This window comes from uncultured Maricaulis sp. (assembly GCF_905480005.1).
Taxonomy (GTDB): Bacteria; Pseudomonadota; Alphaproteobacteria; order Caulobacterales; family Maricaulaceae; genus Maricaulis.
This window is the reverse complement of record NZ_CAJQOO010000159.1, coordinates 16883-27815: the sequence shown is the minus strand read 5'-3', so window position 1 is coordinate 27815 and position 10933 is coordinate 16883. Positions and strand designations below refer to the sequence as shown.

The following is a 10933-nucleotide window of genomic DNA, read 5'->3' as shown; positions in this document are numbered from 1 at the left end:
TCCAGATCCTTAAATGCAAACGCCGCCTCCAGCAGATTGAGTGCGGGCGGCGATCTATCCAGGCGTCATGCCTACAGTGTTATTTCGAGCGGCGGGCTATAGCTGATCCAAACGCCCCACGCAACAGCGCTGCACGGGAAGAGTCAGCGAATTCATGCCCGCCATCAGTTGCAGTGTCAGTCGAACAGCTTCGACACCGACTCGTCATTGGCGATGCGGCGGATGGCTTCGCCGAGCAGCGGGGCGACGGAGAGGCGGCGAACTTTCGGCGTTTCGGTCGAGCCCGGCGGCGGCACGATCGAATCGGTCACCACCAGCTCGCGCAATTTCGACTTGGCGACCCGGCCCTGGGCGTCATTCGACAGCACGCCATGGGTGACATAGGCGGAGACTTCCACTGCGCCCTTTTCCAGCAGCGCGTCCGCGGCGTTCACCAGCGTGCCGCCACTGTCGCACATGTCGTCGAACAGGATGCAGCGACGGCCTTCGACTTCACCGATGATATTCATCACCTCGGCGACGCCGGCCTTGGGGCGCCGCTTGTCGACGATGGCGATCTCGGCATCGAGCAGCTTCGCGAGGGCGCGGGCCCGCACGACACCGCCGACATCCGGTGAGACGATCAGCAGATTGTCGGTCTGGTAATTTCGGCGGATATCATCCTCCATCACCTTCGTGGCGAAGAGATTATCCGTCGGGATGTCGAAAAAGCCCTGGATCTGGCCGGCATGGAGATCGACGGTGAGAACCCGGTCGGCACCGGCCTTGGCGATCAGATTGGCGACCAGCTTGGCCGAGATCGGGGTCCGGCCACCGGTCTTCCGGTCCTGTCGGGCATAGCCGAAATAGGGGATGACAGCGGTGATCCGGCGGGCACTGGCGCGGACCAGCGCGTCAATGCAGATCAGCAATTCCATCAGGTGGTCATTGGCCGGGTAGGAGGTCGATTGCAGGATGAAGACATCCTCGCCGCGCACGTTCTCGTCGATCCGCACGAAGATCTCGCCATCGGCGAATCGTTCGATCTCGGTGGCGGTCAAGGGTGCGTCGAGATAGTCGGCGATGGACCGGGACAGGTCCGGATTGGCAGTGCCCGACATCAGCTTCATCGTTTCGACCCCCGAGTCTTTAGAAACCGCGGGCTGCTTAACAGAGGCGCGCCGGGGAATGAAGCTGAAATGATCAGCCTGCGGAGAATCCCGGCGGAAGTGGCAGATCCGCACTGTCCAGGCAGACCAGTTTGAACAGCTCGCCCATCTGCTCATCATCGGTCAAGCGCCAGATTTGTCTGGCGATTTCCGCGCGCTTGCCGGGTCGGGACTGACTCAGCGCGGCGGCGCGGGCTTCCAGGCCAAGACCCAGGAGCCAGCCTCCCTGGCATTCCGGCCCATAGACCGTCAGACCGGCGTCCCGGCCTGCCAGCAAAAGGGATTCGAAGTCGACACGGGCGGTCAGGTCTGCCGTGCCCGGCGCCTCGAGCGGCGGTTGTTTCTTATGAGCGCGAATGGCTTGCAGCGTGTCACCGATCTCGCTCTGTGCCGGTCCATAGTCGATGAAGAGGGCACGGCCGGGCTGATCGGAGAAGCGCGCGGCGAGCAGGTCGACGACCTGGCGGTCACCGGGGCGCAGCTCGACCAGGGCGCCGTCCTCGGCCTCGCGGAGGCGGGGCGGAATCAGGGCTTCGTCCTCGCCCAGGGGCGGGCCGAGCACAAAGACGAACCCACCATCATCGTCCGGGTTGAGCCCGACCAGGCGCTCATGCCAGACGCCCTCATGACGCAGCGCCTGGCGCACAGGCAGGCAGTCGAGAAATTCATTGCCCAGGACGATGGAGGGACCCGGGGCAACCGCTTCGAGCCGGTCGACCCAGCGGATCTGGGCCCCGGAGGGACCCAGCGTCTGCGCCTGGACGGCCTTGAGGGCGGCGCTGGCCTCGATCAGCACGACCTCGGCCGCGTCCAGGAAACCCGGCACGGTACGCGCGGCGCGCAGGGCGTCGGCCATCATCGTACCCCGACCCGGGCCCATCTCGATCAGTTTGAGCGTGTCCGGTCGGCCCATGTCGAGCCAGGTCTGGGCTGCGACCAGGCCGAGAAGCTCGCCGAACATCTGGCTGATTTCCGGCGCCGTGATGAAGTCCGCGCCGGCGCCGATCGGGTCCTTGGTGGCATAGAAGCCGTGCCGCGGATCAAACAGCGCCTCGGTCATGAAGGCGGCTATCGACAGCGGACCGCCCGACCGGATTCGGTCACGAAGCGTGTCGGCAATCATGGTTTGGTCGGGGTCGGGCTCTTGAGGGCACGATGGATCAGCCAGGCACCGGCTATGATCATCGGGATGGAGAGGATCATGCCCATGGTGATGTAGCCGCGCAGCGCTTCCGGCATGTAGAGGTCCGGCTCGCGCACCTGCTCCAGCGAGGTCCGGAACAGACCGTAGAAGAGCAGGAAGAGGCCGGCATTCAGGCCCGGCTTCTCCAGCGCGCGGAATTTCCAGGTCGCGATATTGATGATGGCGAAGAGGAGCACGCCTTCCAGCGCCGCTTCATACAGCTGGCTGGGATGGCGCAGGGCGCATTGCGGGTCATTGGCGAAGCGCATGGCCCAGGGCACGTCAGTGGGACGGCCCCAGAGCTCGCCATTGATGAAATTGGCCAGACGGCCGAAGAGCAGGCCGAGCGGAGTGACCACGGCGGCGGCATCGCCAATCCGCAACAGGTCCAGCTTCTGGCCGCGGGCAAACCACCACAGCGCCAGCGAGACGCCGATCAGTCCACCATGGAAGGACATGCCGCCATCGGTGATGCCCAGGACAATGTCCAGCGGCCGCTCCCAGATCATGTCCGGCATGTAGAACAGCACAAAGCCCAGACGTCCGCCGGCAATCACGCCCAGCGTTGCCCAGATCAGGAGATCATCAACCTGCGGCTCCGAGAAGGGCGCCTTGGGCTTCTTCCTGCCCGGTGCGTGCCAGAGGGCGGGGCGGCGGGCGAGGGCGACCATGTAGCGCCAGCCCAGCATCAGGCCGGCTATATAGGCCAGCGCATACCAGCGCAGGGCGAACCAGATGGCATCCTGGCTGCCGAAGGCAAATCCATCGGGTCCGATCGAGAACAGGACGGGATCGATCAGGTCAAAGCTTGGCGGGCAATATTGCATGGTGTACTCGGCTCGTGGCTCGGCGAGGTGCAGCTGTGACGGAACGGCGCGTTGCGCTTTTCGGGCCAGAGCCGCATATAGGCGATGTCGAACACTCTAATGGCTTTCTTTGATGCAAACGCGCAACCCGCTTCTGAATGATTTTGCTGATCTCATGACCGACGCCTTCGGTGCGGCGCAGGCCATGGGCGAAGAGGCGCGCTCGGTTTTCCGGGCCCGCGCCGATCGCATGGTCGCCGAGATGGACCTGGTCACGCGCGAGGAATTCGACGCTGTGAAAGCCGCCTTGGATGCCTCCCAGGAGGAGGTCTCCGCCCTGACCAAACGCCTCGAGGCGCTCGAGGCCGCAGCCAAGCCGAAGCCGGCGGCCCGCAAGAAAGCAACACCTGCCAAGCCGGCAGCCAGCAAGGCCAAGACGACCAAGTCCGCGACGGGCAAGGCCTGACCTTTCCGAACACGCGCCCAGCGCGCTTTTTATTGCGCCTGACGCGGCGCAGACATACCGTCATGGCACGGTGTGAGTCGCCGCGCAGACGATGGAGCCACTTCGATGGACCTGCTGTCAGACGAATTTTCACCGACTGTGACTGACCCGCTCGACGCGGTCGAGCAGGCGGTGATCGGCGAGCAATACCCTTATGACCGGGACGAAACCGGTGAGATCCATCTCACTGCATCCGGGGCCTGGCGCGACCACCAGATCTGGTTCGCCTGGCGGCCGGAGCTGGAAGCCCTGCATATTTGCGGCAGCCTCGACCTGAAAGTTCCGGCCAATCGCTTCCGCGATGTCTGCGAGCTGGTCGCCCGTCTCAATGAGAAGCTGTGGCTCGGCCATTTCGATATCTGGGCCGAGGATGGCTCGATCGTCTATCGTCACGCCCTGTCCCTGCCCAGCGGTGAAACCGTGTCCCCGTCCCAGGCTGCCGCAATGATCACGGCTGCCCGCGATGCCGGCGAGCGTTTCTACCCGGCCTTCCACTTCCTCGTCTGGGGCGGCAAGGGCGTCGAAGAGGCGGTTGCGGCCGCCATGTTCGAAACTGCTGGCGAGGCCTGACACCGAATATGGCGAACAGTTTTCGGATTGCTTTGATCGGTGGTGGCAATATGGGCGGCGCGCTGGCGGCCGGCTTGTTGCGGACCAAGCGTGGTCCCGTCACCGGACCGGAATTGCTGGTTATTGATCCGCATCCCGGTGATGCGGTCCAGGACCTCGTCGCCAATGCCGGTCTCACGGTTCTGCCCGAGCTGACCGCCAAGGCCGCCGCGGATCTGGAACTGGTCATTTTCGCGCTCAAGCCCCAGGCTTTCGAGCCGGCTGCGGCGGCCCTTGCCGGTCGCCTGTCGCCGGAAACCGGCGTGATTTCACTCATGCCGGGTGTCACCCTCAACCGCATGGCCACGGCCCTGGGCGAGCGTCCCCTGATCCGCGCCATGTCCAATACGGCAGCCGCGGTCGGCGCCGCCATGAGTGTCTGCGTTGCCAATGATGCCGGCGAAGCGCTGGAAAAGCCGGTTACCCGTCTCTTCAAGGGGGTGGGCACCGTCGAATGGGTGGCGGATGAGCGCATGATCGGGGCTGTGACCGCGGTCTCCGGATCGGGCCCCGCCTATGTCTTCCTGCTCGCCGAAGCGCTGGCCGGTGCCGCCTTTGCCGAAGGCCTGCCGCGCGACCTCGCCGACAAGCTGGCCCGCGAAACCATCATCGGTGCCGGCGCCCTGCTGGCCAAGTCCGGAAAGACCCCGCAGGAATTACGCCGCGCGGTGACCTCGCCGAATGGCACCACTCAAGCGGCCGTCGATGTGTTGATGGGCGCGGGGGGCGGTCTGCCCGAACTTGTTCGCCAGGCGGTCGCCGCGGCCGAGCGTCGCTCCCGGCAAATCAGCCAGGATCCGGGCAAGCGGTAGGAATTCCCCTGACAAGGGAAGGACCTGTCAGCCATTCCCCTCCGCGCGCCGCTATCCCAAACACATTGCTCCCGGATGGCGCTGTGCGCTTCCGGGAAGAATGTCGGGGGATGAAAGAGCGGGAGCGGTGGGTCAGACAGGTGAAACGCACCAGCATTCCGTCACTCGCCTTCGATCACCCACTCTGTCTGCGCTTGTCCTCACTGTGGCAGGCTGATCACCGCCAGCAAACCACCCAGCTCTGACTTCCCCAGCCGGATATCTCCGCCATGACCCCGCGCCACGTCGCGGGCGAGGGCGAGGCCGAGGCCGACGCCCTTGCGGTTCTGGTTGCGGCTTTCATCGAGCCGGTTGAAGGGTTTGAGGGCCTCGTCATACTGGTCTTCCGGGATGCCGGGACCATCATCCTCGACCCGGATCTCGATCCGTGAGCCATTGGGCTCAACCGCGACCGCGACCATTTCACCGAAGCTGGTGGCATTGCCGATCAGATTGGCGAGCGCCCGGCGGATGGCACCGGGGCGCAATTCGGCATCGAGCGCGCCCTCCGTGTCAAAGCGGATATCGCCGCCATGGCGGCGGGCATCCTCGACCACTTCGCGGGTCAGTCCGATCAGGTCGATGCGCTGGGTTTCCTCGCTACCTTCGCCGCGCGCGAAGTCGAGATACTCGTCCAGCATGGCTTCCATCTCGTCGAGATCACGCCGCGCATCGGCGGTCTCGTCAGTTTGCGGCATCAGGGCGAGCTGCAGTTTGAGCCGGGTCAGCGGGGTGCGCAGGTCATGGCTGACGCCGGCGAGCAGGGCGGTGCGTTGTTCGAGATGGCGTTTCAGCCGGGCCCGCATTTCCAGGAAGGCATGGGCGGCCTGGCGCACTTCGGTGGCACCGGCCGGGCGGAAATGGGCGACATCCTGGCCGCGGCCGAACTGTTCGGCCGCATCGGCGAGGCGGCGGATCGGTTTGACCTGATTGCGGATGAAGACGACCGAGACCGCGGTCAAAAGCGTCGTCGCGCCGATGATCCAAAGCAGAAAGATATGCCCGGTCGTGGCAAAGACCCGGTCGCGCGGCGTGATGAAGCGCAGCACGCCGCCTTCAACCTCGACACGGACATCGACATAGCTGGGATAGCGGGTGGTATCGAACCAGACCGGGTTGTCGAGTTGCTGTGACAGGGCCTCGCGCAAAGTGATGTCCAGCGTGCGGAAGAAGGAGGAGCGGCGCGAGGTCGGCAGGGTATCGTCGGGCCGGAAATCAATGGACAGGCGGGTCGTGCCGAGCGCCGTCTCGATATGGCGCTGGAAAGTCGGGGTCTCACCGCCTTCTTCCTCGTAAAGCCGGGTCGCCATGGCGATCTCGCCGGCGACGCCTTCGGACAGGCGGCTGGTCACGGTCTCCCAGTGTTCCTCGAAGAAGGACCAGGCCACCGCCACCTGCATCATCGCCACGGGCAGGACGATGATCAGCAGGGTCCGTCCGAACAGCCCCTTGGGCATGATACGCTTGAGGAGGGACACGCCGGGTCAGTCCTCGAATATCGGGTCGGCGAGGAGGCGATAGCCTTCGCCGCGGACCGTCTGGAGATGGAGGGGTTCTTTCGGGTCGGTCTCCAGCTTGCGCCGCAGGCGTGTGACCTGGACATCAACGGCGCGCTCGCCGCCGCCGGTGCGCTCTGACAGCGTCAGGCGCGAAACCGTCTGTCCGGCCGAGGCTGCCAGCGCTGCCAGAAGCGCCGCTTCACCGCCGGTCAGGCGGACCGCATCGCCGGACCGGGTCAGGCTTTCGCGCTGGATGTCAAAGCGCCAATCGCCAAAGCTGACATGCTGGATCGCCGCCTGGGCCGGCTTGGCACGGCGCAGGATGGCATTGATCCGGAGCACGAGTTCTTCCGGCTCGAACGGCTTGGGCAGATAATCATCCGCCCCGAGAGAGAGACCCTTGATCCGGTCCTCGGCATCGCCGCGCGCGGTCAGGAGGAGTATCGGTGTTTCCCCTCGCTCGCGAACGGCCTGGGTCAGTTCGAACCCGTCCATGCCGGGCATCATCACATCCAGCACCAGCAGGTCGAAGGCCAGGGAGTTCAGGGTGGAGAGCGCCTTGTTGGCATTCGGGGCGGTCGAGACGCGATAGCCGCGCTCCTGCAGGAAGCGCTTGAGCAGGTTGCGGATGCGGTCGTCATCATCGACCACAAGGATGTGCGGGTCATCACCGGGCGTCTGGGCCATGAAGTCCTGCCGAATTGCGAGTTTCGATCATGACCCGTGGGCGGCAGGCGCTCAAGGTGCTTTATCGGCGCGGACCAGCAAATCATCCGATGTTTCAAGTCGTTCCGCGCAGGCCGTACGCAAGGCCTCGAGCCCGGCCTCATAGGGCTCCGGATCGGCATAGATCGCGGCCAGCGGGGCGCGGGCGCCGAGGACGAGTTCGTCCGGTGTAAGCAGGCGCGACATGTGCGGGGTCAGGCCTGCGGCGTGGACGGCGGCGATCTGCGGCAGCATGCGCGCCCAGGCGCCATAGAGGCGCAGCGAGACGATGTTGACCGGCAGGCGTTCACTGGGGACGCGCTGGAAAGGCGGCCAGCCGACCGCACTGATCGTGGTTCTTTGTGGCGTGTAGAGGCCGGTATGCACGCTCATCCGGGCCTCGGGCGCGAGCTCGCGCGTGATCGCCAGCAGGTCCAGCGAAAAGGCATCGATGAGGACGGGCGCGTCATGGGTGGCGGCCTGGCGGACCAGTTCGGCGAGGGCGGCGCGACGGTCTCCCTTGCCGATCTTGAGTTCCAGGATCACCGCGTGACCGCGGGCCGCGGCGAGCGCGTCTTCCAGGGTCCACATCTTTCCGGCCGCGCAATCCCGCATGACGGCGCGGCGTCCGAGTCGGTCGATCATCATGGCGGGATGACGGGTGTAGAGCAGGGGCGGACCGTCACCCTCGGCGACCCAGCAGATATCGGCCTCATGGGCGTGTCGGGCTTCAGGCAGACGCGCCGCCAGTGCCAGACCGCGCTCGAAGGCAGCGGGCGAATTCAGGGAGCGGTGATGCAGGATTTCAAGCGCCTGGGACGGAAGTGACATGCGCGTATCAGACCCGGTCCGGGGCCGGCTTCATGCCGGCGACCAGGTAATCCACGCACGACCACACCGTGACGGCCACCGCGACCCAGAAGCTGGCCTCCGCGACGCTTGCAGCAAGGTTCGGCGCCAGCCAGCTGGCAGGGATGAGCGGCGCCGCGAGAAGGGCGATGATGGCAATGCCCTGGACGATGGCCTTGAGCTTGCCTGACAGGCGCGCGCCGACGGCGGCACCCCGGGACTGCATCATCAGCCGGGCATAGCTGACCAGGACATCGCGCCAGGCAAAGACCAGAATGGCCCAGACCGGGATCAGGCCGGCGGTCGCCAGCGCGGTGAAGGCGCCGATCCGGTAGAGACTGTCCGCGAGCGGGTCGAATTGCGCGCCGAACGCCGATTGCTGATTGAAGGTCCGCGCAACCCAGCCATCAAGCAGGTCGGTGATCTCGGCCAGGACAGCGATGGCCAGTGCCGCCACAAAGCGCATTGATCCGTCCAGCGACAGGGCCAGGAAGAGAAGCGGGACCAGGCCGATGCGCGAAGCGGTCAGAAGATTGGGCAGGGTCAGCATGCGGGTGCGGCCTTCCTGGCGGCGAGGAGACGACCGGCGATCTCGGCGAAGCCCTGGGCTTCATCACCCGTGGCGATTTCGGCAGGGTGGGCGGTCATCTGGGGCAGGAAACGGCGCACGCCGGCGACGCCGAAACTGATCGGAAAGGCCGCGAACATGGGCTCGTCATTGGGCGCGTCACCGATATAGGCGACGTGTCGGGTGAGGGTGTCGGCTGCCAGGCCAAAGCGCTCGGTCAGGACGCGGCAGGCGGTGGTCTTCTTGTCGTGATCGCCGAACCAGGCATTGACATGGATGGAGCTGGTCTTGGCCATGGCACCGGCCTTTTCGAAATGGAGCCGGACCCGCTCGGCATCCGCCAGGGAGGCACCGGCGACCTCTTCGGCAAAATCCACCGCGATATCGCAGGCCCGCCAGTCATTATCGACAGCGGGGGCGAGATTGTCGGCGAGGGCGAGACTGGTCCGGGCCAGGCCCTCAAGCTGTTCGCGCCGTGTGTCGGAGAGGTCGCAAAACCAGTCGCGGGCGATGTGACCACCGGCCTCGCGGGCAAAGCAGAAGGCGCCATTCTCGCCGATCACGGCATCGACCGGCCACCAGCGCGCGATCAGGTCGCACCAGCCGGCCGGGCGCCCGGTCACAGCCAGGGTGAGAATGCCGGCCGATTGCAGGAGTTCCATCGCAGCCAGGCTGCTCGCCGGCACGCGGCCGTCACGGGTGACGGTTCCGTCAAGGTCGAACAGGAAGGCCCGGACGTCCGCCAGGGACGCATCATTTGCGCTTGGAACCATCATTGACCCGCTTGACCATCTCGTCCCACTCGTCATCGGTGAGCTTGAACCTGTCTATCATCTCGTTGCGCGGAATGGCGCGCGCTGAAGGCAGCCACATACCCAGGAAGAAGAAAACCAGCGTGCCCAGCATGGCCAGTACCGGCGCGGCGAGGGCGAAAAAGGCGAAGACCGACGAGACCGCGAGCGTCACGCCCATGCCGGCAATCACAATGGTCCGGCCGACGACCTTCAGACGTGTCTTGATGGGGACCATCGGAGACAGGGTATTGGTGTGGACGAGCTCGGCAGCGGCCATCATGGCGCCCGAGATCGCCAAGACGCCGGCATTCCACAGCGCCAGCGTATTGCCCGTCAGGCTGGTATTCGGTCCCACGGGCTCGCCCAGAAGTCCGTCCATCCCGCCCTGGATGACCAGTGTCGCCACGACCATCGAGGCCGAGAGTGCAATACCGGCATAGGATTCCCACTTGTACTCGCGGTGATACTCGATCAGCGCCTCATGGGAGAGCTTGCCGGTCTCGATCAGGTATTCCTCGGCATGACGGTAGCGGCGGATGACGCCATCCTTGCCGCGAGCGGCCTTTCGGTTCTGCGCCCGCGCCGTCAGGACGAAAAACACGATGGCGACGCCGTAAATGCCGATCATGCTGGAAAGCGGCGGCATGGCGATGAAGCTGTCCCGGATGCAACCGAGGGACATCGGACCCGAACGGCAAGTCTCGCCCGGCAGGAAAAACGCGCTCAGGAAGATCCAGCCCGAGGCGACCATGAGCGTCAGCACGACGTATTTGAGCAGAGTCCCCACATCATCCTCCCCGGGTGTTATCCCGCGATCATACAAGCCAGCCGCATGGCGGAAAGCCTCAATCGGCCCGCAGGGGCCCGGGCATGAAGCGATAGAGCTTGAAGGCCGCCGCCAGCCACAGCCCGATCATCCAGGCATTCAGGGCCAGATCCTGGCCAATCCAGCCCATTCCCGCCGCCAGCAGGGGCAGGCCGGCACCCAGCACGGCGAGGAGCTGGCCGATCAGGGCGATGGGGGCGGCGGACGCGGAGAGGCTGTCGGCGGGTTGCGGCCGCAGCAGGGTGACGCCATCGCTGATCAGGATTGCCAGGATCGGCACGACCAGCAGGGCCGGTTTGCCGATGATGAGGAGATAGAGGAGGAGGAAGAGATTGGCGTGGCCGGCCCGCGCCAGTCGGGCGAGCCGCGTGTCGCCGGTGAGCCGTGTGGCAGCGATCACACTGGCCAGAATCCAGCTCGCCGCTCCCCAGGCCGCCAGTGCCCTGGCGCTGTCGAGAAAGCCGTCGAACTGGGCCACGCCCTCGGCCGTTGCGGTCCAGCGAAAGGAAAACCAGATCGCCACCGGACCGGTGATCACCAGGATGAGGCGCAGCAGGGCAGCGAGATCTGAGAGGCGGGTGGACACAGGC

General features: G+C 65.4%; 13 protein-coding genes. 3 read left to right on the top strand and 10 right to left on the bottom strand.

Going from position 1 to position 10933, the window contains the following annotated elements:
- Positions 1-176: 176 nt before the first annotated feature.
- The 3 genes from QZ266_RS13595 to lgt form a co-directional block, all read right to left on the bottom strand.
- Positions 177-1109, bottom strand: coding sequence for a ribose-phosphate pyrophosphokinase (locus tag QZ266_RS13595; protein WP_295696059.1), 933 nt, complete (start codon positions 1107-1109; stop codon positions 177-179).
- A 73-nt stretch (positions 1110-1182) separates the two neighbouring features.
- Entirely contained in the window at positions 1183-2271 is a 1089-nt protein-coding gene (locus QZ266_RS13590) for an SAM-dependent methyltransferase (protein ID WP_295696057.1), read from the bottom strand.
- A complete protein-coding gene (gene lgt / locus QZ266_RS13585; RefSeq protein ID WP_295696054.1) occupies positions 2268-3158 on the bottom strand; it encodes a prolipoprotein diacylglyceryl transferase in 891 nt (296 codons plus the stop codon). Before lgt ends, QZ266_RS13590 begins: the two co-directional genes overlap by 4 nt.
- A gap of 112 nt (positions 3159-3270) precedes the next feature.
- Between lgt and QZ266_RS13580 the strand changes: the two genes are divergently transcribed.
- From QZ266_RS13580 to proC, 3 genes are all read left to right on the top strand, one after another.
- Entirely contained in the window at positions 3271-3603 is a 333-nt protein-coding gene (locus QZ266_RS13580) for an accessory factor UbiK family protein (protein ID WP_295696052.1), read from the top strand.
- A 105-nt stretch (positions 3604-3708) separates the two neighbouring features.
- Positions 3709-4212, top strand: a complete 504-nt coding sequence (locus QZ266_RS13575) for a YbjN domain-containing protein (RefSeq protein WP_295696051.1) — start codon at positions 3709-3711, stop codon at positions 4210-4212.
- A gap of 8 nt (positions 4213-4220) precedes the next feature.
- Positions 4221-5063, top strand: coding sequence for a pyrroline-5-carboxylate reductase (gene proC / locus QZ266_RS13570; protein ID WP_295696049.1), 843 nt, complete (start codon positions 4221-4223; stop codon positions 5061-5063).
- Between the two features lie 200 nt (positions 5064-5263).
- Here the strand turns inward: proC and QZ266_RS13565 are convergent, their stop codons facing one another.
- Genes QZ266_RS13565 through QZ266_RS13535 form a run of 7 tightly spaced genes read right to left on the bottom strand, consistent with a single transcriptional unit; the run spans position 5264 to position 10929 of the window.
- Positions 5264-6580 (bottom strand): ATP-binding protein, encoded by a 1317-nt coding sequence (locus QZ266_RS13565; RefSeq protein WP_295696047.1) that lies wholly within the window; start codon positions 6578-6580, stop codon positions 5264-5266.
- 6 nt (positions 6581-6586) lie between these two features.
- Entirely contained in the window at positions 6587-7288 is a 702-nt protein-coding gene (locus tag QZ266_RS13560; RefSeq protein ID WP_295696045.1) for a response regulator transcription factor, read from the bottom strand.
- A gap of 51 nt (positions 7289-7339) precedes the next feature.
- On the bottom strand, positions 7340-8137 hold the full coding sequence (locus QZ266_RS13555) for a hypothetical protein (RefSeq protein WP_295696043.1): 798 nt from the start codon (positions 8135-8137) through the stop codon (positions 7340-7342).
- Positions 8138-8144: 7 nt separating this feature from the next.
- Complete coding sequence (pgsA, locus tag QZ266_RS13550) at positions 8145-8705, bottom strand: CDP-diacylglycerol--glycerol-3-phosphate 3-phosphatidyltransferase (RefSeq protein WP_295696041.1); 561 nt, start codon at positions 8703-8705, stop codon at positions 8145-8147.
- On the bottom strand, positions 8699-9499 hold the full coding sequence (locus QZ266_RS13545) for an HAD-IIB family hydrolase (RefSeq protein WP_295696039.1): 801 nt from the start codon (positions 9497-9499) through the stop codon (positions 8699-8701). Before QZ266_RS13545 ends, pgsA begins: the two co-directional genes overlap by 7 nt.
- Positions 9477-10304: a hypothetical protein gene (locus tag QZ266_RS13540; RefSeq protein ID WP_295696037.1), complete on the bottom strand. Its 828-nt coding sequence runs from the start codon at positions 10302-10304 to the stop codon at positions 9477-9479. The genes QZ266_RS13545 and QZ266_RS13540 overlap by 23 nt, the downstream gene beginning before the upstream one ends.
- A 58-nt stretch (positions 10305-10362) precedes the next feature.
- On the bottom strand, positions 10363-10929 hold the full coding sequence (locus QZ266_RS13535; protein ID WP_295696035.1) for a hypothetical protein: 567 nt from the start codon (positions 10927-10929) through the stop codon (positions 10363-10365).
- Positions 10930-10933: the final 4 nt, after the last annotated feature.